The organism is Streptomyces sp. ID05-39B (genome assembly GCF_033794725.1).
Taxonomy (GTDB): Bacteria; Actinomycetota; Actinomycetes; order Streptomycetales; family Streptomycetaceae; genus Streptomyces; species Streptomyces bobili.
In genome coordinates this window covers 95,250-119,307 of the sequence record NZ_JARGEF010000001.1, presented here as the reverse complement: position 1 = coordinate 119,307, position 24,058 = coordinate 95,250, and the positions used below count along the sequence as shown (strand labels likewise).

Annotated in this window: 20 protein-coding genes and 1 pseudogene; 5 read left to right on the top strand and 16 right to left on the bottom strand. The window is 69.2% G+C overall.

Translation table 11 applies throughout. The features are described 5' to 3' along the window. Positions 1–225 precede the first annotated feature (225 nt). The 6 genes from P1P75_RS00545 to P1P75_RS00520 all read right to left on the bottom strand — a co-directional run bounded on the left by P1P75_RS00545 (position 226) and on the right by P1P75_RS00520 (position 5,935). Positions 226–387 (bottom strand): hypothetical protein, encoded by a 162-nt coding sequence (locus P1P75_RS00545; RefSeq protein WP_319250807.1) that lies wholly within the window; start codon positions 385–387, stop codon positions 226–228. Positions 388–940: 553 nt separating this feature from the next. After that, the gene (locus P1P75_RS00540; RefSeq protein ID WP_319250805.1) at positions 941–1,681 is read right to left on the bottom strand and encodes a DUF624 domain-containing protein; all 741 of its coding nucleotides are present in this window, start codon (positions 1,679–1,681) and stop codon (positions 941–943) included. Between the two features lie 64 nt (positions 1,682–1,745). Continuing rightward, complete coding sequence (locus tag P1P75_RS00535; protein ID WP_319250803.1) at positions 1,746–2,657, bottom strand: carbohydrate ABC transporter permease; 912 nt, start codon at positions 2,655–2,657, stop codon at positions 1,746–1,748. Beyond that, on the bottom strand, positions 2,654–3,598 hold the full coding sequence (locus P1P75_RS00530; RefSeq protein WP_319250801.1) for a sugar ABC transporter permease: 945 nt from the start codon (positions 3,596–3,598) through the stop codon (positions 2,654–2,656). The genes P1P75_RS00535 and P1P75_RS00530 overlap by 4 nt, the downstream gene beginning before the upstream one ends. Next, complete coding sequence (locus P1P75_RS00525; protein ID WP_319250799.1) at positions 3,595–4,863, bottom strand: extracellular solute-binding protein; 1,269 nt, start codon at positions 4,861–4,863, stop codon at positions 3,595–3,597. Before P1P75_RS00525 ends, P1P75_RS00530 begins: the two co-directional genes overlap by 4 nt. A 52-nt stretch (positions 4,864–4,915) precedes the next feature. Then, the gene (locus P1P75_RS00520; protein ID WP_319250797.1) at positions 4,916–5,935 is read right to left on the bottom strand and encodes a hydroxyacid dehydrogenase; all 1,020 of its coding nucleotides are present in this window, start codon (positions 5,933–5,935) and stop codon (positions 4,916–4,918) included. A gap of 203 nt (positions 5,936–6,138) precedes the next feature. On the opposite strand from P1P75_RS00520, the gene P1P75_RS00515 reads away from it, so the two are divergent. Further along, entirely contained in the window at positions 6,139–7,320 is a 1,182-nt protein-coding gene (locus P1P75_RS00515) for a substrate-binding domain-containing protein (RefSeq protein ID WP_319250795.1), read from the top strand. A gap of 52 nt (positions 7,321–7,372) precedes the next feature. Here the strand turns inward: P1P75_RS00515 and P1P75_RS00510 are convergent, their stop codons facing one another. Both P1P75_RS00510 and P1P75_RS00505 read right to left on the bottom strand, forming a co-directional pair. Further along, positions 7,373–10,288, bottom strand: coding sequence for a GH59 galactosidase (locus tag P1P75_RS00510; protein ID WP_319250793.1), 2,916 nt, complete (start codon positions 10,286–10,288; stop codon positions 7,373–7,375). A 213-nt stretch (positions 10,289–10,501) separates the two neighbouring features. Beyond that, positions 10,502–13,492 (bottom strand): glycosyl hydrolase 115 family protein, encoded by a 2,991-nt coding sequence (locus P1P75_RS00505; protein WP_319250791.1) that lies wholly within the window; start codon positions 13,490–13,492, stop codon positions 10,502–10,504. Between the two features lie 513 nt (positions 13,493–14,005). Here P1P75_RS00505 and P1P75_RS00500 point away from each other — a divergent pair. Further along, complete coding sequence (locus P1P75_RS00500) at positions 14,006–14,896, top strand: alpha/beta hydrolase (RefSeq protein ID WP_319250789.1); 891 nt, start codon at positions 14,006–14,008, stop codon at positions 14,894–14,896. A 114-nt stretch (positions 14,897–15,010) separates the two neighbouring features. Here P1P75_RS00500 and P1P75_RS00495 read toward each other — a convergent pair whose 3' ends face one another. Both P1P75_RS00495 and P1P75_RS00490 read right to left on the bottom strand, forming a co-directional pair. Continuing rightward, on the bottom strand, positions 15,011–15,349 hold the full coding sequence (locus P1P75_RS00495; protein ID WP_319250787.1) for a thioredoxin domain-containing protein: 339 nt from the start codon (positions 15,347–15,349) through the stop codon (positions 15,011–15,013). Positions 15,350–15,647: 298 nt separating this feature from the next. Continuing rightward, complete coding sequence (locus P1P75_RS00490; RefSeq protein WP_319250785.1) at positions 15,648–16,787, bottom strand: helix-turn-helix domain-containing protein; 1,140 nt, start codon at positions 16,785–16,787, stop codon at positions 15,648–15,650. 86 nt (positions 16,788–16,873) lie between these two features. Here P1P75_RS00490 and P1P75_RS00485 point away from each other — a divergent pair, with 86 nt between their 5' ends. Together P1P75_RS00485 and P1P75_RS00480 are read left to right on the top strand one after the other, a co-directional pair. After that, on the top strand, positions 16,874–17,929 hold the full coding sequence (locus tag P1P75_RS00485; protein ID WP_319250783.1) for a ferredoxin reductase: 1,056 nt from the start codon (positions 16,874–16,876) through the stop codon (positions 17,927–17,929). Positions 17,930–17,936: 7 nt separating this feature from the next. After that, positions 17,937–19,055: an acyl-CoA desaturase gene (locus P1P75_RS00480; protein WP_319250781.1), complete on the top strand. Its 1,119-nt coding sequence runs from the start codon at positions 17,937–17,939 to the stop codon at positions 19,053–19,055. Positions 19,056–19,267: 212 nt separating this feature from the next. Here P1P75_RS00480 and P1P75_RS00475 read toward each other — a convergent pair whose 3' ends face one another. The 4 genes from P1P75_RS00475 to P1P75_RS00460 form a co-directional block, all read right to left on the bottom strand. Next, positions 19,268–19,774, bottom strand: coding sequence for a DinB family protein (locus P1P75_RS00475; RefSeq protein WP_319250779.1), 507 nt, complete (start codon positions 19,772–19,774; stop codon positions 19,268–19,270). A gap of 91 nt (positions 19,775–19,865) precedes the next feature. Continuing rightward, positions 19,866–20,147, bottom strand: a complete 282-nt coding sequence (locus P1P75_RS00470; RefSeq protein WP_319250776.1) for a hypothetical protein — start codon at positions 20,145–20,147, stop codon at positions 19,866–19,868. Positions 20,148–20,579: 432 nt separating this feature from the next. Then, positions 20,580–21,050, bottom strand: a complete 471-nt coding sequence (locus tag P1P75_RS00465; protein WP_319250774.1) for a MarR family transcriptional regulator — start codon at positions 21,048–21,050, stop codon at positions 20,580–20,582. Positions 21,051–21,224: 174 nt separating this feature from the next. Continuing rightward, positions 21,225–21,371: a malic enzyme-like NAD(P)-binding protein gene (locus tag P1P75_RS00460; RefSeq protein WP_319250772.1), complete on the bottom strand. Its 147-nt coding sequence runs from the start codon at positions 21,369–21,371 to the stop codon at positions 21,225–21,227. 223 nt (positions 21,372–21,594) lie between these two features. On the opposite strand from P1P75_RS00460, the pseudogene P1P75_RS00455 reads away from it, so the two are divergent. Beyond that, positions 21,595–22,176: pseudogene (locus P1P75_RS00455) on the top strand (LLM class flavin-dependent oxidoreductase); the annotation flags it as partial. A gap of 48 nt (positions 22,177–22,224) precedes the next feature. Here the strand turns inward: P1P75_RS00455 and P1P75_RS00450 are convergent. Continuing rightward, complete coding sequence (locus tag P1P75_RS00450) at positions 22,225–22,887, bottom strand: response regulator transcription factor (RefSeq protein ID WP_319250770.1); 663 nt, start codon at positions 22,885–22,887, stop codon at positions 22,225–22,227. Further along, entirely contained in the window at positions 22,884–24,011 is a 1,128-nt protein-coding gene (locus tag P1P75_RS00445; RefSeq protein WP_319250768.1) for a sensor histidine kinase, read from the bottom strand. Before P1P75_RS00445 ends, P1P75_RS00450 begins: the two co-directional genes overlap by 4 nt. Positions 24,012–24,058: the final 47 nt, after the last annotated feature.

Sequence of the window (24,058 nt, the reverse complement as noted above, 5' to 3'; positions counted from 1 at the left end):
ATGCGCACGCCCCACCGGAGCGTCCCTGTCCAGGAGTCTGGCCGAACGGAAGGGTCCTGACCGGCCGAACGGGTGGCCCGTCACCCCTGGCTCATCTGCACGATTCCCTCCTGGGGCACACGCGCGTCGGCACAGAGAGCCTTCCGGGGGCAGGTCACGCCAGTCCATGGAGACGGCTGGCGAGACGGAACGGGCGGCCCCGTCCGCCCGTCCCGCCGGTGTGCGTCACCGCCAGGCCCTGTGCCGGATGTCGATGACGTCCATGCCGGCGGTCCTGGCCGCGGTGATGCCGTCGTCGGTGTCGTCCTCGTGGACGAGGCAGGAACCCGGATCGGTGTCGAGGAGACGCGTGCAGGTGGACGTCCGGCGCTGGTTTGGTCCCCCCACGTCCAGGCCCAACGTCGCGGCCGTCCTGGCGGAGCCCGGACATCGCAGGGGGCCGACATGTATGGCCGTGGAGTGCAGGGCAGAAGCCGTGCGGGCCGCACCATTGCAGGGCGCCCTTGTCCGGCCCCTCCCGACGAGCCGTCCTTCGTCCCCGGTCGCCGGTCGCCGGTCCAGGACGTCAGGGGTGAGTTGTTGGTGTCCGATGACGGGGGTCTCGCTCCTTCGGTACGGCGGGCCGGTGAGCGCCCGGCCCGCCGCACCGACCGTAGGAGCGCCCGCACGGGGGCGGGAGAAGGAGGTCTGTCCATGGATCGCCGGTCTCTGCCTCGTGAAGAGAACGCCGGCCGTCGGGCTGGGTCTCCTGCGACCGGGTCGCCGCCGAAGACGCTGCCGTCCCACACCGCGTCACGCCGGTGCCGCAGGCGCAGGTCCTCGTACGCCAGATGTTCCCCGTCGCCGTCGAAGCGGCGTAACGGAGAACACGGGTGCGGCTTGGGCGTGCCGCGCGCTGAGTCCGCCGCCACGGATCCGGTCACGCGGACCGCCCAACGCGTCAGTTCCGTGAGGTTGTTGCCCGGACAGCTCGTGACCGGGAGCTGCCTCTGAGGCCGCCGCCCACCTTTCGTGCGCCCTCTCGTGCGCCCTCCCGCACGACAGGGTCGGCCACCGCGTCGCGGCCGTGAAGGACCATCATGACCCGGCAGTTGCGCCACACCACGAACAGCACACACCCGGGCAGCACCGCGAGCCCCAGCAGTGGCGCCTGATTGACGAGGACGAGGGCCGCGACCCCCAGCGCCAGGTTCATCAGGGCCAGCACCCCATGCCGGATCACCGCGTACGGAGCCAGCAGGAACAGTTGCCGCTCCACGGCCCCTCCCCCGGCCACATGGGCGAGCGCGACAGGCCATGCCGAGGCGGCGACCAGCGCGACCACCACCGCCACGGGAGCGACTACCGTGCCCAGCACAGCGATTCGCATGGTCACGACGTCCGCGACCGCCGCGATCACGAGCAGCACGAACGGTGCCGAGACCAGCACCGCCCGCCGAAACAGCTGCCGATAGGCCCGGAAGAAGAGTCGCACCGGAGCCTGCTCGTCCCCCGTCGTCGTATCCAGATAGGCGAACGCCGCGGCGATCGACGGTCCGGGCAGCACCAGCAGCAACAGTCCGAAGAACACGGGGTGGTGCCACGGCTGATGGCTCACTTGCAGCGCGAGCAGCAGCGGAAGATGCGTCACGGCGATCCCGAGGTTGACGACCAGGACGCGGTGGACGTGCGCCCAGATCAACTCCCATGAGCCGTATGCGACGTTGAGTCGCGGCCGTCGGGCGGCTTCCCTCATCGCCATCCCCTCAGCCCTTCACGCCCGTGGTCGCGATGCCCTGGACGAAGTAGCGCTGGCCGAGCAGGAACACGGCCAGGACCGGCACCACGGAGAGCACCGAACCCGTCATGATCATCGCGGACTCGGCGTCGTACTGGCCGATGAAGGCACGCAGACCCAACTGCACCGTCCACAGGCGGTTGTCCGTCAGGTAGATGAACGGGCCCATGTAGTCGTTCCAGGTGTTCACGAACGTCAGCAGCGCGAGGCTCGCGAGGGCCGGCTTGGACAGCGGGAGCACGATCCGGGCCCAGATCCCGTACTCGGTGAGGCCGTCGAGGCGGGCCGCCTCGCTGACCTCGTCCGGGATGGTCAGATAGAACTGCCGCATCAGGAAGACGCCGAACGCGCCGAACGCCTGCAGCAGGATCAGCGACGTGTAGGAGTTCACCAGGCCGAGCTTCTGCATCATCACGTACTGCGGCACCATGTACGCCTGCCAGGGCACGGCGATCGTCGCGATGTACCCCGTGAAGAGGAGGTCCCGGCCGGGGAAGCGCATCTTGGCGAACCCGTATGCCGCGAAGCTGCCGGTGAGCACCTGGAGGAACGTGATCACGACGCTCAGGAAGAAGGAGTTGCCGAGGTAGGCGGCGAACGGCACCCGCGTCCAGATGCTGGAGAAGTTCTCCCACTTGAAATCCTCGGGGATCCACTGGATCGGCACCGTGAACACGTCGCGGTCGTCCTTGACCGACGAGATCAGCATCCAGATGAACGGCAGCAGGACCGCGAGCGCCACCACGGCGAGCAGCAGGTACAGGGCGATCTGCCCGGTCACCGCCACCGCGCCGCCGCGGGCGCGGTGCTCCACCGCGGGCCCGCCGGGATCCGGCTCCGCCGGCGCGCTGCTGTCCTTGCGCAGCACGGTGGTGTTCATCGCTCGCTCCTTCGCTGCATCTGGAACTGGATCACCGTGATCACCAGGCAGATCAGGAAGAGCGCGAGGGAGACCGCCGAGGCGTAGCCGAAGCGGCCCTGCGTGATGCCCTCACGGAAGATCAGCTGGGACAGGACGAGGGTGGAACGCCCTGGACCGCCCTCGGTCATCACCTGTACCAGGTCGAAGACCTTGAAGCTGGAGACCGTGATCATGACGGTGACGAAGAAGGTCGTGGGCCGCAGCCCCGGCAGGGTGACGTGCCAGAACCGCTGCCAGGGACCGGCGCCGTCCACGCGGGCCGCCTCGTACAGCTCGGCCGGGACGGTCTGGAGTCCGGCGAGGAAGAGCACCATGTAGTAGCCCATGTCGCGCCACACGCTCGCGATGATCAGTGCGGGCATGGCCCAGTCCTGGGAGCTGGTCCAGCCCGGCGGATGGTCGACGCCGAGGAAGGTCAGGAACTGGTTGACGGGCCCCGTCTCAGGGCTCAGCAGCATGTTCCACACCACGGCGACGGCGACGAGCGAGGTGATGTACGGGAAGAAGAAGGCGGTGCGCAGGACGTGCACGCCGCGCAGCTTCTGGTTGAGCAGCACGGCGAGGCCGAGGGAGGCCACGAGGGTGAGTGGGATGTGTCCGGCCGCGTAGTAGAAGGTGTTCTGGAGCGCGGCCCAGAAGTTGGAGTCGTTCCACAGCCGCTGGAAGTTGTCCAGGCCCACCCACTTCGGGGTGGCGTAGGAGTTCCAGTCGGTGAAGGAGATCGCGAGCGCGCCGATCACCGGGACGAGCGTGAGGGTGGCGAACCCGAGGAAGTTGGGCAGGATGAACGACCAGCCGACCAGGAGGTTGCGGCGCCGCCGGCGCTTCGCGGCGGCCTGGTGGGCCGCGGAAGCGCCGGAGGACGTTGCCTTGGTGGCGGGAGGAGCGGCGACACTCACTGGACTTCGTTCCTCACGCGGTCGTCCATCTCCTTGATGCCCTCGTCGACGGACTTCTCGCCACTCATGATCAACTCGTGCTCCTCCTTGAGGATCTGGTCGATGTCGGAGGTCTTGTCGCTGACCGGCATCTCCAGGTGCACCGTGGTCGGCTGCATCGCCTTGCGGGACAGTTCGTCGTTCGGCATGCCGTCGACGGAGAAGAAGGTGTCGAGGATCTCACCGCTGGTGTACGCGGGGGTGACGCCGATCTTCGCGACGGCGGCTGCGCCCTCGGGGCCCGAGGCCCAGGTGACGAACTTCTTGGCCGCGTCCGCGTTCTTGGCCTTCTTGTTGACGGCGAACGCGGTCGGCGAGCCGAAGGTGACGGTCTTGCCGTCGTTCTTGATCTGCGGCATCGGCGCCATGCCCCAGTTGATGTCGTTCTTGCCCTGCTTCTTCTCGGCGAGCAGCGCGGCCGCCCACCAGGAGCCCATGGGGACCATGGCGGCCTTGCCGGTGGTCAGCTGCGAGTCGTAGGTGACCTGGTTGCTGGAGGCCGCGGAGAACGACAGGGCCGCCTTCGCCTTCTGCAGGCCGAGGGCCATCTCGTACTGGTCCTTGAAGAACGCGTAGTCGCCGCCGAGCTGGTCGCCGCCGGTCTGTGCGGCGGACATCGCCTGGACGACGGAGCGCCAGATGTGGTGGTAGGTGCCGTAGACCTTGTCGGATCCCGAGCCCTTGGTGAACCTCTGCGCGAGTTTGGCGTAGTCGTCCCAGGTCAGCTTGGACATGTCCGTCTTGCCGGCCATGTCCTTGTTGTAGAAGAGGACCCAGAAGTCGGAGCGGTACGGCAGTGCGTAGTACTTGCCGTCGAGGTCGTAGTCGTCGAGTCCGGAGTACGACGCCTTGTCGAGCTTGGTCGCCTCGTCGGTCAGCGGCAGGAGCTGGCCGCGGGTGGCGTAGCGGGCGTAGTCGGTGACGTTCTTCATGGTGAGGACGTCGGTGGTGTCACCGCCCGCCAGCATCGTGGTGACCTTGTCCGGGTAGTTGTCGGCGAGGATGTCGACCGGCTGGACGTCGATGTCGGGGTTCTTGGCCTCGAAGCCGTCTATCAGGGCCTTGAACTCGGGGGTGGTCTTGTAGTTCCACAGGGCGATCTTCACAACGGTCTTGCCGTCGGACGACGAGCTGCTGTCCGCACCGCTGGCGTTGCAGGCGGTGGCGGTGAGGGCCGTGGCGACGACCAGCGGCGCGATGCGGGCGAGCTTCTTCTTCAACTTCATGGCGGCGGCTCTCCTTTGAGCTCACGGATGGAGCGGTTGACAACAGGGGGAATCAGGCGCTCAGACCCAGCGCCCAGCTCTCCGCGGTGACCTCGGCCCGCAGGGGCTGGCGGTCGACCCAGCGGGCGAGTTCGTCGAGGACATGGTCGGTGAGCCGGCGGGTCTCGGTGCCCAGGGACCCGGCGATGTGCGGGGTGATCATCACGCGGCCGAGGTGGCGCAGCGGCGAGTCGGCGGGCAGCGGTTCGGGGTCGGTCACGTCGAGGATCGCGAACAGCCGTCGTGCCGCGCACTCGGCGGCCAGTGCTTCGGGGTCCACGAGCGAGCCGCGGGCGGTGTTGATGACCGTCGCGAAGTCGGGCAGCCTGCCCAGCTGTTGGGCGCCGATGAGGTGGCGGGTCTCGGCCGTCTCGGGGGCGTGCACGGACAGCACGTGGACCCGCGGCAGCATCTCCTCCAGCGGCACCAGGGTCGCGCCGGCGCGGGCCACCTCGTCCGGGTCCGCGTACGGGTCGGCGACCAGGACGGTGGTGCCGCGCAGCACCTTCAGGAGCTCGACGACCTGCCGGCCGATCCGCGAGAAGCCGACGATGCCGACCGTCCGCCGGAAGTTGGACAGGTCGCCGTACCCGGTGACCGAGCCCCAGCCCCCGTACGCGCGCTGTTCGTCGGCGGCGAGGAACGGGGCCTTCTTCCCGGCGAAGATGATCGAGGCGAGGGTGTACTCGGCGACCGGCACGGCATTGGCGTCCGCGGCGCTGGTCACCCGGATCCCGCGCCGCCACACCTCCTGGCCGACCAGGTCACGCACGCTGCCCGCGCCGTGCAGCACGGCCCGCAGGCGGGGTGCCGCCGCGAGCCGCTGCGGGGTGAGGGCGGGCGCGCCCCAGGAGGTGAGGAGCACCTCGGCGCGGGCCAGGCGTTCGCGTGACCGGGTGCTGTCGAGGTCGTCGGTCCAGCAGGGCTCGTCCAGGGTCACGAGGCCTGCGAGGCGGCGCAGCCGGTCCTGGTCGAAATGTGCCTCGAAGCTGGACCTGCTCATCACGACCAGAGCGCGGGCCTTGGTCTGCATGCGGTGCGGGCTCCTCTACGTTGGGGGCTCCCGCTCGAACAGCAGGTGCCATCTGTGTTTCCGGCGAGTTCCGGCCAGAAGACGCTGAGTCAGAGATAATGGGCAACCACACAAACCCGCCAGAGCTCGACCATAGACGAAATGATCTGAACAGACTCGAACATCGCGCCCGGGGCCCGGCACCGGACGGGAGGGGATGCGCCATGACGTCGCCACGGCACGAGGACCAGGAACGACCCGCGGGGGCCGACCGGCTGTTCGCACTGCAACGCCGCGAACGCCTGATGGGCCACCTGCGACTGCACGGTTCCGTTCGTGTGCGTGATCTCGCCCGCGACCTGTCGGTCAGCGAACTGACCATCCGCCGCGATATCGCGGCCCTGGCCGGCCGCGGCCTGCTGACCAGGGTGCACGGCGGGGCCACGCTGCCCTCGGCCCTCGAGCAGGAGCCGGTGCGCAGGCGCCGGCTCGCGACACCGACGTTCACGATCGGGATGGTCGTTCCCTCCCTGGACTTCTACTGGCCGCACATCGTCAGTGGCGTTCGCAACGCCGCGGCGGCACGCGGCGTCAACGTCCAGCTCAGGGGATCCAGTTACGACCAGGCCGAGGACCGCAGGCAGATCGTCCGGCTGACCGAATCCGGGCAGGTGCAAGGGTTGCTGCTCGCCCCGAACCTGGAGGGTCCCGGCAGGGACGAGATGATCGACTGGATCGGCAAGCTGCCGGTTCCGGTCGTCTTCGTGGAGCGCAAGACACCCGAGTGGACGCCGACGCCCCACCAGCTCGAATGGGTGTGCACGGACCACGCGACCGGCCTGGAGATGGCGGTCCGGCATCTGCACACGCTCGGCCACCGCAACATCGGGCTCGTCCTGTCCAAGGGCAGCCCCACCTCGGCGCACCTCGCCGTGGGCTGGCACCGTGCCTGCGCCGAACTCGGCCTCTCCGACGCCTTCCTGATACGCGAGAGCGTCGCCCTCGGCGTGCGGGGACACCGCCGGATCATCGGCGACATCCTGGAGGGCTGTCGCCGCTCACACATCACCGCGCTCATCGTGCACAGCGACCCCGACGCCCTCTCGGTGGTCCAGTACCTGACCGAGCAGGGCATCCGCGTCCCCGACGACATGGCGCTCGTCAGCTACGACGACGAGGTCGCCCATCTCGCCGACCCGGCCATCACCGCGGTGCGGCCACCCAAGGCGCTCGTGGGCCGCACAGCCGTCGAGATGATGCTGGCACGCCTCCTCGAAGGCAGTGGCAGACCCGCACAACGAAGCCTGATCCTCCCGGAGTTGATGATCCGCTCATCCTCGCTCCCGGCCACGCCCCACTGCCTGCCCGCGCCCCCGCCCCGGCGTAAACGCCGCGAAACGGTGTGAGCGGCCCCGGCGACACCAGCGCCAGGACCACTCACCCCAGGTCGAGGACCGTCTACTGCGCGGTGTCCTCCCTACGCACCAGCTGGTCGTACGCCGCCCCCAGCCGGGCCGTGATCTGCTCGACGCCGACCATGTCGAGGCCCTTCTGCCCGTCCTCGGCGGCCTTCGCTGCGGCGAGGGCACGGGCGAACACCGGCCACGAGGTGTCGGTGTAGTCGCCCGGCTCCGGCGACCCCACGTCCGTCAGCGCGCGCCGGATCGGTGCCGTGTCGACGGCGCCGTCCACGTCGTGGCCTGAGACGGTGGTGAGGGCGTCCAGGACGAGCTTGCCGGACTTCAGGACGAAGCGCACCTCATGCCTGCCGTCGGGCAGGCCGCGCAGCGTGTACGTCGCCAGGCGCTTGTCGGTGGCGGCGGTCTTCGCGTTCGGGACGATCAACTCGCCGTCGACATGGACGTCGAGGACGGCGCTGCCGTCGTTGCCGCCGATGACATCGACGCCCGTGCCGCGGAACGGGACCGTGAAGGACGCTCCGGCCGTCGTGCTCGTCGACGTCGACCGGTACCAGTCCATCGCGTCACCGAGAGACGCCTTCCGGCTCCACGTGCCCTCGTACGACACCGCACTGTCCATGTTGTCCAACTGCGCGGCGGCGTACGGCGTGTAGCCGTCGATCGTCTCGACCTTCAGGTTGTCGAAGCCGGTCTTGTGGAATCCGCTGCCGAGCTTGACGCGGCCCTCGGTCTGCGGGGTCGGGTCGTGGTACGCCGCGACCGCCTGGCCGTCGACGAAGGCGGTGACCGTCGCCCCCTTCGCCTCGACTGCGAGGCGGTAGCCGCCGGCCGCCGCGACCGTGCCCTGCGCGATCGCCGTGCCGTACTCGTAGAACGTCCAGGCGCCGTCGGGTCCGATGCGCAGGTTGTAGGCGGCGTCACTGATCGCCATGCCCTTCTGCTGGCGCACGCCGAGGGCGGCGAGCCCGCCGTCCCGGTCCGGGAACGAGACGTCGACGGACGCCTTGTAGTTCTCCCAACGGAAGTCACCGACGGTGGTGTTGGGGGTGTTCCTGTTCCAGGCGGCGGTGTCCTTCATGGACTGGTCCATGTACTGGTACAGCACTCCGTCGCCGCCCACCTCCCACGCGCCGGTCTGGTCGACCAGGTAGCGGGGCTGGTTGCCGCGCGAGGAGAGGTACGGCTGGAACGTCCTGCCGACCCGGACCTTGCCCTCCTCGTCGTACGCGAAGTCGTCCGCGTAGAGGTAGGCGTCGCGGGTGTCGGCCCGCTTCCCGTTCGCGTCGGTGTCGAGGACTGCGCGCTTGCCGGACTTCGGCAGGCGCTGGTTCGTGGAAGCGTCGGCGCTCTTGTCGAGAGTCGTCAGGGTGGTGATGGACCGCGGCTTCACGGTGTACGTGTAGAAGCCGTCGGCGCCGGGGCGCGTCTGCCGGACCAGGTGCTTGAAATTGGCGTCGTAGCGCTGCCCGGCGTCGGCCGCCCGCGTCTCCCACACCTCCATCGTCGGATCACTGCCGAGGCGCAGGTTCTCCGCCTTGATGCGATAGGTCCTGCTCTGGTCACTGTCGTTGACGACGACGGTGGAGAAGTCCTTCTTCGCCGGGTCGGCCAGCGTCATGTAGCTCGGGGCGCCGTTGGACCCGTCGACGTTCTCGGTGCCGCTCACACCGCTGTGACTGGCCTCGGGAACCGTACGCCAGATACCCGCCGTGTTCGTCTCGTTCTCCCAGCCCGTCCTCGCGAACTGGGTGAACTGCTGCATGACGTACAGCGCCGCGTCGTAGTGCAGATACCCGGACCACGGGTCGCGCGCGCTCACCAGTTCCTTGTGGCTGTACTGGGCGCCCTCGTAGAAGGAGCCGATCGCAGGCTGGAAGATGTAGTGGGTGCGTTTGGAGTTCGCGTAACTCTTGACCAGGCGGTTGGCGACGTCGAGTGCGCTCTGCACGCCACCGATTCCGGTGCTGGCCCCGTTCGGGCCTTCGTTGTTGTTGACCCGGTAGTCGGTGTATCCGAACGAGGCGGTGCCCTCGCTGTACCAGACCTCCTTGTCCTGGCCGTACTTGTTGTCGCCGGTCGCCAGCTTCGTGTAGGGAAGGTATGTGGCGCTGTCGGCGGCACCGTCGCGCCGGTCCTCTGTCGTGTAGTGGTACCCGGCCGCGTCGACGATCCCGAAGAGGTCGGCGTCGCTGAGCATGGCCGGCCCCATGTTCAGGGTGTTGTTCTCATCGGAGGCGACGATCTTGATGCGGTGGTACGCATCCGCCACCGCGCCCCGCTTCGCGGCCGGAATGCCGTACCGCTCGTCGGCGAAATCCGTGTCGTTCACGATGGCGTTCTTGTACCACTTGACGAAGGACACGTCCGGCGATCGCGTCTCGTTCTTGTCCGGGTTCACATAGTCGACCATGTACCCGTACTTCTGGTGGACGTCGAGAAGGGTCTCCTTGTACCACCGGTACATGTCGTCCTTGCCCGTCCCCTTGTTCCACTCCAGCTGCACCCATCGCGGCATCTCCCAGCGCAGGATCGACACCTTGAGCTTCGGGTTGACCGTCTTGGCATCGGCGGCCAGTTGGAAGCCCGGGGAACGTGCGGCGTCGGCGAGTTCGTCCGCCGTGCGCATGGTCGCCGGATCGGCGCCGGTCGAGGTGTTCGTGTCCGAACCCATCTCGACCTTGACGTGATTGACGAGGGGATTCGCACCACCGAACAGCACCCGAATCAACTGCCAATAGCGATAGGGCTGTTCGGCCTTGTAGTCCATCAGCAGATTGCTCGTGCTGTTGCAGCTCAGCACGCCGAGGCCCTTGTACGTCAGGCCGTTCACGTTGTCGGCACGCACGTCGTTCCCGTCGACCACGACCTCCACCGGGTCGTCCGCCGCGTGACCGGCCGGCGCGGCGATCAGCCCCGTCGCCAGCGTCACGGCGGCGGTCGCGGCGAGCGACACCCATCTCGATCCCCTGCGTGCACGCGTCCTCGGTGCACGCGGCTTCTGTGGACTCTTCTGTGTACGCATCCGGCTTCGATTCCTTTGCCTCGTCTGCCTCGTCCTGGCTCGGGCGCGGGAACATGACACAACGACGCCGTTCGGGCCCTCTACGGATCACCCGCATCCGATCACACGCGTTCGCACTCGAACATCGAGGGCCCGGACGCCGGATCACTCGCCTTCGGGCAGCCACCTCACCTGTGCCGCGTGCCGGTTGAAGACGGGGTGATAGCTCTCCGGTGGCGCGAGATGGCTCGCCTGGAGGCCGCCCGTATCGACGACGATCTGATCGACGGCGATGGCCGGGTCGACCATGAACACCCGCAGTACGTGCTCACCGGGGGCGTCGACCGTCAGCACGGCGGCGAGTTTCTCGACCCCCTCCTCGACGTTGCGCGCCCAGGCGTCGCCCCGGTTGCCGGTGGCGATCGCCTGCCCGGTGAGCGTCACCGGCTCCTGCGCGTCGAGCGCGACGGCCACCCGTCGGGCGCCTCGCTCGTCGAGGGAGGGCAGCCGGAACACCGTCACCGGGAAGGCTCCGGCTGCCATGAACCGGATGCGATACCACAACTGCGGTGCGCGCCGCACCGGTTGGTGCGTGAAGGGAACGGCGGTGGAGGGCGAGGCCAGCATGGCACCGCCTCTGCGACCGAGCCCGCGCACCCGCTGCCACTCGGCACCACCGCCCGCGCGTCGCCCGTCGTAGTGGGCGGCGTCGAGGGAGACGTAGCCGTTCGCCTCGACGTATCCCCTGGCGCGCAGGCGCCCCCGCTCACCGTCGTTGACCACCTTCACCGGTACGGAGACCTCGCGCCCGGCACCCGCGAAGACGACGGTCGCTTCCTGCACCCCCTCCGGCACCCCGTCCCAGTCGATCTCCACCCGCACCCGTGTCTGGTCGGTGAACGTTCCAGCGTCCGCACTCAGCCGCACCCACGGCGCGCTGGCTGCCGCATGCCAATCCACCGCGTGGAACCCGGTGTTGAAGACGTCGACGAAGCGCACATCACGCGTGTACGACGAGAACGTCAGCGGCTTCTCGGCCCCGTTCGCGTTGCCCTCGGCCGCGACGCCGAGCCCGGCGGTGTCGGCGGCCGGTACGGTGACGACACTCGGGCGGCCCGGCGCCTTGGGGATCTGCGACGGGTAGGGATTGACGATCCCGCTCCACTTGCCGCCTGCCACTTGGGAGTTGTAGCGGGCCGTGAGTGCCACCTCCTTGTCGTGCGCGGCGTTCGCCAGCTTCGCGTACGTGTTGACGCCCGCGCCGCGTCCCTGGGCGATCGCGAGGGCGTTCCGCTCGGCCCAGTAGAACTTGAGGTTCATCCGGAACGCGCCGTGCACCGGATATTCGACCAGCTCGAAGAAGGCGTCCTGGTACGCGGCGGGCAGCGTGCCGCCCAGTGCCTGGGTGCGGTCCAGAAGTGCCTGATAGGCGGCCATGCGGCGGCCCATCTCGTCGCCGTGTCCGGTCAGCGAGAACTGGCCGCGGGCCACGAACTCGGGCCGCAGCTCGGCCGCGAGCCGGTAGTACTCGGTGCGGATCTCGGCGATCTCCCTGCCGTACCGCCGCCCGAACTGCCGGCCGGCCCACTCCTCGACGAAGTCCTCGACCGAGTCCGCGTCCCACCGGTCGACGTCCCAGGCCATGTCCATACAGAAGGACAGACCGTTCTCCTGCGACTTGAGGTCACCCACGTTGAAGATCCACAGGCGGTCGACCCGATGGTCGTACGCACGCCTCAACTCCTGCCATATTTTGGCTACTTGAGTGGAATCCAGCCACAGATAGCTCTTGGGCCGCCCCCAGTACGAGATGTGGTAGTACAGGCCGTTGCCGCCGCTGCGGGCACGCTCCTGCGCCGTGGGCAGCTGCCGCAGGTTGCCGTGGTTGTCGTCCGGCCACACGAGCGTCACGTCGTCGGGCACCCGCACGCCCGCGTTGTAGAGGTCGAGGACCTCCTTGTACGGGATGAAGATCTGCGAGGTGGCCCTGTCCCCGACCTCCTCCGCAAGGATCTGCCGCTGGGCGGCGACGATGTCGTTCATCACCGCCACCTTCTCCTCGATCGTGGTGGCGTGCTTCGTCTCCAGGGCCGAGTCGTGCAGCCCGCGCATGCCGATCGTCCAGCTGCTCTCGTACGCGGCGTTCTCCCGGGCTCGGGCGCGCCAGTAGTCGCAGATCGTGGCGGGGTTGACCGTGTAGTCGTAGACGGGGAGGGTGCCGTCCGCGTTCGGATGGTCGGCGGCCCACGGATCCCACTCGTGCACACCATTGCGCAGAATCGCCTCGGGGTGGCTGGATCCGACCACGATGCCGTAGGAGTCGGCGAGTTGCGGGTTCTCCCGGTGCTTGTTGAAGAAGTCGGAATACGGGTGCATGGCGGGCCACAGGTAGTTGGCCTTCAGCCGCAGGAGCAGCTCGAAGACGCGCCGGTACGTCTCCGGGCCGATGTTCTTGTCCGTCTCCTGGGTGCGGTGGGACCACGTGGTCAGGTTCTGCTCGTCGTTGATGAAGATGCCCCGGTAACGGACCGACGGTTCACGGCGCTTCACCTTGGCAGCCGGGACCGTCACGGTGTCGCGGCGCTCGATCGGCACGTCGGCCCACCAGTACCAGGGCGAGACGCCGATGCGTTCCGACAGGTCGTAGATCCCGTACACGGTGCCGCGCCGGTCACTGCCCGCGATCACCAGGGCCCGCTCGACGCCCTCCATGGGGCGCTCCACCACCTGGGTCACCGACGCCTCCCAGCGTCCCGCCACGCGCGAGACGTCCAGCCTCCCTTCGGCGACGAGCCGGTCGACGACGGGGCTCGCCCCGAGGGTGCCCACGACGACCGCGAGCCCCGGCAGCTCCGCACCGTCGCGAAGGAGCCGGGGCCGTACGCCGGAGACCCGCTCGATGTCGGCGCACAGGTCCCCCGCGGCACGGGCCACGGCGGGATCGGCGGCCGAGGCCACGAGGACAGCGGTGGCCGCGCCATTGATGACGAGCGGGAAGTCCGCCGCGCCGGCACCGGCCTCCGTCGTGGCCGCGTGCGCGGTACCGGTCACCAGCGCGGGCACCAGCGGTGCGGCACCGGCAGCAGCCATGCCGCGCAGGAAGGCCTTGCGGCTCAGGGGGTGGGAGTCTGCTCGATGCTCGGATCCGTCAGTCATGGGGCTGGAACTTAAAACGTTCCAATGAACGTGGTCAACACTCCTGACAACAACGCCCGTTGACCCAGCTGGACGTGGCGAGGCACTGCCTACGCCTGGCTGAAATCGATTCAGAGACCAGGTGGCACCCGCTTGGACATGACGGACGATGTCCTCGTCCTCCAGGAGTTCGTCCTCCCAGGTGTCGTAGTCGACGACGGCCTCGAACCGCTTCGGGTCCCACATGACGAGCATTCCGGCGTCCGTGGCCACCGGCGCCCGAGCCCCGTCACGGGGCTGAGCAGTCACTGCCTCCTCCAGCCGTCTCGGTGGCCTCACGCGAGCCAGCCGATTCTCCCAGCCGGCGACAGCCACCGACCTCGCGGGGCCGCGTCACGCCGACACCCGAGGCCACGTCAAGCCGCCGAAACCCCCGAAGGTCGGCTCGTGTCCGCTTGCCCCTTGCGTGATCAGCGACCAGCCCCCATCATCAGGAATCCTGATACTTTAAGTTTGTAGCGATTGGGTTCAGTCATGTCGTTCAAGCCCGGGATCCAGGCCAGAGTGGTTCAGCTGTTGCTCGGCCGAGTGATGAGCCGTGTGCACAAGGACCTGCACTTCACCGACATCCCGAAGCGCACGGAGTCCATCCGCGTGGAGACCGGCGCCGGACCGGTGACGTGCACCGTCTACCGTCCGTCGGCCGCCGCGGCCCCTGCCCCCGTGTACGTCAACTTCCACGGCGGCGGGTTCGTGATCACCCGGCCCCAGCAGGACGACCACATCTGCCGCTACATCGCCGCCACGGCCGGCTGCGTGGTGATCAACGTGGACTACGCCGTCGCCCCGCAGCGGCCGTACCCCGCACCCGTCACCCAGGCGTACGACGTCACCGCCTGGGTGGCCGAGAACGGCACCGCCAACAACTGGGACGGTTCGCGACTCGCCGTGGGCGGACACAGCGCCGGGGCCAACCTGACCGCCGCGGTCTGCCGCACCGCCCGGGACCGCGGCACCTTCACGCCCCGCCTCCAGATCATCGACTCCGCACCGCTGGACCAGCTCGCCGACCCGGCCACCAAGCAGTCACCCATCGTCAAGCCCCTGCTCACCCCGCAGCTCATGCGGATCTTCACCGCCGCCTACGTCCCCGATCCCGCCGACCTCACCCATCCGCTGGTGTCACCCGGACTCGCCGACGACCTCGCCGGACTACCGCCCGCCCTGGTCATCACCGCCGAGAACGACCGCCTGCGCGACGAGGGCGACGCCTACGCCAAGGCCCTGGAAGCCGCCGGCGTTCCGGTCACCCACCGTTGCTTCGAGGGTGTCGACCACTACTTCACCCACACCGGCCCGGTACCGGCCGGGAAGGAAGCCATCGATCTGATGGCCACCACCCTGCGCACGGCACTCACCGCCTGACCGCTGACGGGGGCTGGGAACTGTGACGGTGTCTCAGCCCCAAGGCCTTTCAGACGGCGCAGCTCCCACGGACGAGACGTGACGGCGTCGCGGCCACGTGCCGCAGCAGCCCGCTCAGAGGTGGCCGTCCAGGAACGCCCGTACCTCGGCGGTGGTCATAGGCCCCGTGCCGTGCGCCACCGCCTCGCCCTCCTTCAGCAGGACGCAGGACGGGGCTCCGGTGATCCCGTATCGCTCGGTCGCGGCCGGACAACGCGTGATGTCGGTGCGGACGGCCGTCAGGCGGCCCGAGTAGTCGTCGGCGATGCCACCCACGACGAGGTCCATCACCCGGCAGGGCTCGATCGCCTTGGGCCATGTCCCGGTGAAGTAGGCGAGGACCGGAACTCTGCTCATCCCGAGGATGAAATCGAACTCCGCGTCCTCACGGGGTCGGTGAACCCGCTGTGTCATGGAAGCTCCTGACCTCACGTTCCGTCATGCCATCGCCATCATCCCTCGCCCGGTGCGCCCCGCCGGCCCGGTCGGTCGTCCGGCCGACCTGTCGGAAGGGAGGAGGCACGAGGCCGTCGCAGAACCACGGTGGTCCACAGCGCGAGCGGCCCGCCCCGGCCCCTGGTGATCCGGCCGGGCCGCCCCGCCGGTCCCAGGTGCCCCCCGGCGCCCGTCGCGCGTTCGCGGGCCCCAGCTCGTGCCAGGGCACGATTCCCCGACCGCTCGCGGACACGGTCGTGGACGGTCGACGTACGCGTCAGCTGCCCCGCAGACCGACCGCCAGCGTCAGTTCAAGGACCCGGTGTGGCGATGCGAGATCCGGAAACAGCTCCCGCAGCTGCGACATCCGGTACCGGACCGTCTGGGGGTGGACGAACAGCGCCGCCGCCACCTCGTCCCGCCTGCCCTGGTGCAGCAGCCACGCCCGCAACGTCTCCTCCAGCCGCCGAGCGGTCGCGACGGGCAAGGTCCACAACGGTGCGAGGGCTCGGGCACGCAGGTCTGCGAACGCGTCCGCGTCGGCGCTCAGCACCAGCTCGGGCAGGTGGTCCTCGGTGTCGCGGATATCAGGGGAGAGGGAGCGCGCGCGTGCGGCTCGTGCGTACGAGGCGGACGCACGAGTCCATGGCCGGGCCGGGCCGACCACGGCGGTACGGTCGGTCAGCTGCCGCAAGAGATGTGATCGGTCGGCATCGGGGACGAGCAGCGCACCGGTGGCGTCCGGCAGATCGTCGAGGACCAGGGTGCTCGGGTCGAGCGTGCGGTAGGCAGGCCGGGCCTGGGCGGCGGGCAGCAGGACCGCGGTCAGCGAAACCGGAGGCTGCCATCCGGCCCGGTGAACAGCGGCCAGCAGCACGTCCGGGCTCGCGCCGGCGAGGAGGTCGCGGGCCAGATGTTCCAGGTGGCGCTCGTGGGCCCTGCCCCGGGCGGCCAGTTCGTCGGCGTGGCCCGCGGCGCTCGCGGCGGACAGCTCGTCGATGTAGGCGAAGGTCAGCTCGGCGAACTTGGCGACCTCTGCGGCGGGCAGACCCGCGGGTACGGCACCCGCGGCCAGGCATCGCCAGGCCACGCGGGCGCCGACGCGGTAGGCGCTGAGCAGCGCGTCCATCGAACGGCCGTCGCGCACCTCGCCGCGGCCCAGCTCATAGGCCGCGTCACCGGCGTCGCCGCCTGTGGCGTTCCCGCTCGCGAGGTCCAGGTAGTGCCCCAGGGCCGTGCGGACGGCTCGGCGGATGGTGCCGCCCATGCGGCCCGAAAGGGCGTTGGCGTAGGGAGGGACCTCGTCGATGATCGCCTCGACGACCTCGTCGGCGGTGGTCTTCAGCTCGGCCCGAAGTGCGGTGACCGTCGTCTCGTCCAGGGCCAGTTCACTGGCCCTCCGGATTGCATGACTCACGTTTTGTTCCCTGCGAACAATTCAGCCGACCAGATTTACGTCCTGCGGTCAGGACTTTACGCCTTGAGGCGCAGCAAGCTGGCCCCATGACGAGTACAGCCCTCCGCAGCAGGGCGTGGAAACTGCTGGAGATGGTCACGACGCCGCTGTTGCCGTCGGACTACCTCGACCTGGTCAGCCCGCTGCGTGCGGGCGCTGACCTGCGTGGGCGCATCGAGGCCGTGCACCCCGAGACGGGTGACGCCGCGACCATCGTGATCAGGCCGGGACGGGGCTGGCGCGGCCACACAGCCGGTCAGTACGTGCGCGTCGGGGTCGACGTCGACGGGGTGCGCCTGTGGCGTGCCTACTCCATCACCTCGCCGGCGAACCGCCAGGACGGCCGCCTCACGATCACCGTGAAGGCGATCCCGGACGGCAAGGTCAGCAACCACCTGGTCCGCCGGGCGAAACCGGGCACGCTGATCCAGCTCGACCAGGCGACCGGTGACTTCGTACTGCCGCGGGCCAAGCCCGCCAAGGTGCTCTACCTGACGGCCGGCAGCGGCATCACGCCCGTGATGGGCATGCTGCGCGACACCGAGTTCGACGACGTCGTCATGGTCCACTGCGCGCCACAGCCGCAAGACGTGATCTTCCGCAACGAACTGCACGATCTGGTCGCGGACAGGAAACTGCGGCTCACCGAGGTGCACACCGACACGGACGGCATGCTCGACATCGCCCGTCTCGACGAACTCGTGCCCGACTGGGCCGAGCGCGAGACCTGGGCCTGCGGGCCCGCGGGCATGCTCGACGCCGCCGAAAAGCACTGGGCCGAGCACGGCGTCCCGGAGCGCCTGCACACCGAACGCTTCCGCCCCGGCATCGTCGTCGCCGGCGACGGCGGCGAGGTCACGTTCAGCGCCACCGGCAAGACCGTCGACGCGGACGGCGCCACGCCGTTGTTGGACGTCGGCGAGGAGGCCGGCGTGCTCATGCCCTCCGGGTGCCGCATGGGCATCTGCTTCGGCTGCGTCACTCCGCTCAAGGCGGGCGCCGTCCGCGACCTGCGCACCGGCGAGATCACCGAAGCCGAGCCGGGCGTCCTCATCCAGACCTGTGTGTCCGCCGCGGCGGGCCCCTGCGACATCGAACGGTAGGAGCACCTTGACCGCCATCGACCCCACCGCCCACCTGACCGCGGAGCAGATCGAGGAACTGGGCCGCGAGCTGGACGCGATCCGCGACGAGGTGATCGCCGACCGCGGGGAGAAGGACGCCGCCTACATCCGCAAGGTCATCTCGGCGCAGCGCAAGCTGGAGCTGGTCAGCAGGGGCGTGCTGCTGTTCTCGCTCTTCCCGCCCGCTTGGGTGCTCGGCACCGCCGGGCTGTCCGTGGCGAAGATCATGGACAACATGGAGATCGGCCACAACGTCCTGCACGGCCAGTGGGACTGGATGCGGGACCCGAAGATCCACTCCACCACCTGGGACTGGGATCACGTCTCGCCGGCCGATCAGTGGAAGCACTCGCACAACGAGCTGCACCACACGTACACCAACGTGATCGGCAAGGACAACGACCTCGGCTACGGCATCATGCGCGTCGACGAGGACCAGAGGTGGCACCCGTTCCACCTCGGCCAGCCGCTGTGGAACTTCCTCAACGCCTGCTTCTTCGAGTACGGCATCGCGGCGTACGACCTGGAGCTGGGCAAGAACCTGAGCAAGCGCCGCCGCAAGAACCCGGAGTTCCGCGCGCGGGCCAAGGCCGTGGGCCGCAAGATCCGCAAGCAGGTGCTCAAGGACTACGTGATCCACCCGCTGCTGTCGGGCCCGTCGTTCCTCACCACGCTCGCCGCCACGTTCACCGCGAATCTGGTCCGCAACATCTGGACCCACTCGGTGATCATGTGCGGGCACTTCCCCGAGGGCGTGCAGGTCTTCGAGCGCCGGTCGATCAAGGGCGAGACGCGCGGCCAGTGGTACCTGCGCCAGATGATGGGCTCGGCGAACATCAGCGGCAGCAAGGCCCTGCACTTCATGACCGGCAACCTGTCGCACCAGATCGAGCACCACCTGTTCCCGGACCTGCCGAGCAACCGGTACGCCGAGGTCGCGGTGAAGGTGCGCGCGCTGTTCGAGAAGTATGAGCTGGAGTACGTCACCGGTCCGCTGCCCAAACAGGTGTTCTCCGCGTGGCACAAGGTCTTCCGGCTCTCGCTGCCGAACAAGAAGCCCAAGGTCAGGACGCCGGACCGCGAGCAGGAGCTCGCCGCCGCCTGATTCCCGGTATCGGTTCAGATCTTCCGGCCGAACCCGGCGGCACTCGGCGGCACCCGGCGGCACCTTCGGGTTCGGTGAGATCCGTCGCCGACGGTGCGCGACCCTGCGCCGCCGCTGCCGGGGTGGGCGGGTGAGCCGGAGTGCTGCGGCTTCCACGTCACCGTCACCGTCGCCTGGATCCGACTCCGGCTCCGCCCTGATCTCCGCCGGATCTAGTCGCCGGTCGTGCCGTCGAGCATCTCGCGCAGGATGTCCAGGTGGCCGTTGTGGCGGGCTGTCTCCTCGGTGAGGTGGAGGAGAATCCAGCGCAGGTCGACGTGGAGACCGTCGCGGACGGCTCGCTCGGCCTGGTCGTCCAGTCCATGCCCGGCAACCAGTTCGCGGTAGCGAGCGCTGTGTTCGGCGTATTCGTCGAGCAACTGCGTGAGCGGGAAGTCGACGGCGATACGCATCTCGCGGTCGGGGTCCTCCTCGGTCCAGGGGCCCCGGTCCTCCTCGCCGAGGAAGACCACCTGGAACCAGTAGTACTCGACCCAGCGCAGGTGGTTGATCACTCCGCTCATGGTCATCAGCGGTGATCCCGGCAGGAGCGCCTTGCGAGCGTTCTCCGCGGAGACGCCATCGCACTTGGCGCGGGCGGTGTCACGCGTGTAGTCGAGAAACGTGGTCAGCTGGGTACGCTCGTCCCACGTCGGCGGAGTGTCGTCGATTCTGGTCATCGCGCGAAGCGTCCCCGATCACCGCGACCGATGTCGAGGCATTTATCGACGGCCCCAACCCGCTCCACCCAGCTCCATGCCAGGCGGGTAGCTACCCGGAATCGGCCCCGCGGCCAAAGCCGTCCGAGAGCTCGTTGCCGTCGCCCGGCTCCAGACGTGCCGGCGGTGCCGGTCTGTACGAAAGCCACCCGAGGGCTCGTCCGCCCAGCCCGCCCGCGCCGGCGGACCAGCGGGCGGTCTCGGTGAGCGTCGCGCCGCCGTCCGCCAGCGCCGCGTACAGCGTGCCGCCGTCGGGCGAGAGCGCCAGACCGGTGGCGCCCTGCTCCCCCGCAACGGTGGTGATCGGGGTGCCTCGAAAACCCCTGACGCACATACCCGCATGCCGGCTCAGCCGGCCGTATGGGCGTGAGCCCAGCCACCTCGACGCACCCGGACCTCCCGTCCGAGAAGGTGCGCAGGCTCACCGAGCAGACGTTGGGGCGCACAGCCGGCCCGGCACGACTCGGCTTCGGTACCGCGCGACGGATCCCGAGTCGCCACGCGGATCAAGGTTCAGCCGTCCGCCGCCGCCTCGGTACGAGGCATCGGGCGGTGCCGGTGCGGGACGGGGCCAGGAACAGCATCAAGCATCAGTGCATCGAGCGTGGCGGCAAGCACGACCGGGAAGGAACCGTTCCCCTTTCGAAACGAGGCGCGCCCATCGACGATCCAGTCCCCGCCCGTCTGGAAGGGCCTCCGGCTCGCAGGCCCGGCTCCAGGACAATCTCAGGACCCCCTTGCTGCCGGCAGCACCGAGGTCGGCCGATCAGCCGGCGGGGTCCTCGTCCAGCTTCGCCACCACCCGTTCGGAGATGTCGGCCAGCATCCGCAGCTCCGCCGGCGTCACATGGTCCAGGAACAGCTCCCGCACCGTTTCCACATGCCGCGGAGCCGCCGCCTCGACCGCCGACCGCCCCGCATCCGTGATCACCACGAACGCTCCCCGCGCGTCTTCGGGGCACTCCTCACGCACGACGAGCCCCCGCCCGGCCATACGCGCGATGTGGTGGGACATCCGGCTCTTCTCCCACTCGAGCGCCCGGCCCAGATCCTGGTAGCGCTGCCGCCCATCCGGTACATCGGTCAGATTGACCAACACCGCGAAATCCGCGGCCGACACGTTCGACTCGCTCTGCAGCAGGCGCGACAGTCGGCCGCCCAGCCGCTCGTGCAACCGGACAAAGCCCCGCCAGGCGCGCTGCTCCTCTGCCGTCAACCAACGCACTCCGTCATCCATACAAGCGAGTGTAGATGTGTTGATGGGTCACCAAGTTGGACGAAGGCGAACCCGTCGGCCATGACATCTCTTGGGCCACGTCCCTCCTGCCCGCAGGCGGGGGCAGGAGGGGGTCACCCCCGTCGGCGTCCGCTCGTACCGGGCACTCCCCCGCGGCCCGCGCCGCCGTCACCATCATGGGCCGGTCACCCGGATGGCTCGGCAGCCGGCCACGGCCAGCCCGACCGCGGGGAAGACGTGGACGCTGTTGACCTGCGTGACCGGCACCTCGCGTCCATCCGGCGCCAGCGCCGGAAGGTGGGAACCAGCGGCGATCAGCACCCTGCCATCGGTCCAGCGGGCCAGGCCGGCGGGGCGTCGGCCTCTCCTCGCTCACCCAAGCCTCCGCCGGAGCCCTTTCCAGCGCCCCCCTTTTTTGTTGACACATCAAATAAAGGCCGCCTCACTTGATGCGTCAACCATTGGCCCGGAAGCCGCCCCGCCGGTGCAGCACCTACGCATGAAGGAACCCAGCCATGTCTGCATGCCGACCTCCGACGCCCGAGCCATCCGGCAGGTCGTCGAGGAGGCCGTGCTCGCGGAGGAGACCGGCGTCGACGTCATCGCCCTCAGCGAGCACCACCGCCCCGAGTACGCCATCTCGACCCCGGAGACCGTACTGGCCGGCATCGCCACCCGCACTCAGCGGATCGGCCTCTCCTCCGGAGTGACCGTCCTGAGTGCGGACGACCCGGTCCGCGTGTTCCAACGGTTCTCGACCGTGGACGCGCTCTCGAACGGCCGGGCGGAGATCATCCTCGGACGCGGCTCCTTCACCGAGTCCTTCCCCCTGTTCGGGTACGACCTCGCCGACCACGACGTCCTGTTCGAGGAGAAGACCGAGCTCTTCGCCGAGCTGCTGGAGGAGAAGCCCGTCACCTGGAGCGGCACCACACGCGCCCCACTGCAGGACGCCGACGTCTTCCGCAAGACCGACTCCGGGCACCTGACCACGTGGGTCGGTGTCGGCGGCTCGCCCCAGTCGGTCATCCGCACCGCGAACTACGGCTTCCCGCCCATGATCGCCATCACCGGCGGCAGCCCGGAGCGCTTCGCCCCTTACATCGACCTCTACCAGCGCGCCGCCCCGTCGTGCCTCTTCAGGAACCCGGCCGCGTACGGGCACGCGCTGGGGTCAGGAGTTGCGCGGGGCTACCAGACCGGATTCATAGGCAAGGACCACGAGCTGGGCGCGATCACGGGCGTGGAGCTTGGCCATGGCCCGGTTGATATGGGTCTTGGCGGTCAACGGGCTGATAACCAGGCGGTCGGAGATCTCGTCGTTGGACAGGCCCCGCGCGGCCAGGGCGACTGCCTCGCGTTCGCGCCTGGTCAGCTCCTCCAGCCCGCTGCCGGCGTGGGTGGGGGGCGGCTGGGTGACGTACCGGTCGATGAGCTTGCGGGTGATCGCGGGCGCGAGCAGGGCGTCGCCGCGGGCGGCGACACGTACGGCGTGCAGGAAGTCCTCAGGCACGATGTCCTTGACGAGGAACCCGGCGGCTCCGGCACGCAGCGCGTCGAAGACGTACTCGTCCAAACCGTAGTTGGTCAGTACGACGATGTGTACGCCGACCAGGGCCGGGTCCGCGGCGATGCGCCGGGTCGCTTCGATGCCGTTCATGACGGGCATCTGGATGTCGATGAGCACGACGTCGGGCAGCTGCTCCTTGACGAGTGCCAGGCACTCTTGGCCGTCGGCGGCCTCGGCCACGACCTCGATGTCGTCTTCGAGGTCGAGCAGCGCGCGAAAGCCGCTGCGGATGAGCGGCTGGTCGTCGACCAGCAGGACCCGGATCACGGCGCTCCGTTCGTGGGCAGTTCGGCCTGGACGGTGAAGCCGCCGGCGCCGCGCGGCCCGGTACGCAATCGGCCGCCCAGGGCGGTGACGCGTTCGCGCATACCGAGCAGCCCGAGGCCGGGCGTCGGCGCGGGGTGCGGGGTGGCCTCTCCGTTGTCGTCGACGCGGATGGCGAGGGCGTCCTGCCGGTAGTCGATGAGCACCGAGGCGGTGGTTGCGGCGGCATGCCGGGCGACGTTGGTGAGCGACTCCTGAACGATCCGGTAGGCGGTACGGCCCACCGCGGCCGTCACGGCGTGCGGATGTCCTTCGATCGTCAGCGTCGCGTCGAGGCCGGTTGTTCGGAACCCCTGCACCAGGTTCGAGATGTGGTCGAGTCCGTGCGGCGGGGTGGTGTCGTCGTCGCGCAGCGCCTCAAGGGTCGCGCGCAGCTCCCGGCTGGCCTCCCGGCCGGCTTCCTGGATCGCCAGCAGGGCCTCCGGCACCTGCTCGCCCCGCCGCCGTGCCACGTGGACGGCGACCTCGGACTGCACCTTGATGACCGAGATCTGATGGGTGAGCGAGTCGTGCAGCTCCCGCGCGATGCGCAGCCGCTCCTCGTCGGCCCGGCGCCCTGCAGCCTCCTCGCGGGTGCGCTCGGCCTCGTCCGCTCGCCGTTCGGCCTGCCGGACCGCCTCCCCCGCGGCGAAGGCGGCGATCAGCCAGGCGATCTCGAGGGTGTTCCGGGCCTGCGCCACGACCTCGCGCGCGGACCCGTCGTGGAAGACAAGGGCGGTGAGGTGGAGCACGACCACCAGGCCCACGGATGCGACCACTGCGACGGCGCGGTGCCCGGCACGTACCGCCCCGTAGACGGCGACCAGGTAGGAGACGGCGAGCACCTCGAACCCGGCGGCCAGACAGCCCACCGCGGACAGCCCGGTGACGGCCAGGACCACGAGCGGCGCCCGGCGCCGCGCGGCCAGTGCCAGCCCGCCGGCCGCCAGCAGCACGGAGCCGAGCAACTCGCGGCTCCCGGCCGGGGGCGGCCCGGACAGGCCGGTGCCCAGCAGCAGCGCCGCCACACCCACAGCGATCGCCCAGTCGGTGACCCGGGCCGGGACAGCGAACCGTCCTTTGTCCATGGGTGCACCGTAACCGGGTGCGGTTGTGGGCGCGTCCGGCTCTTGGA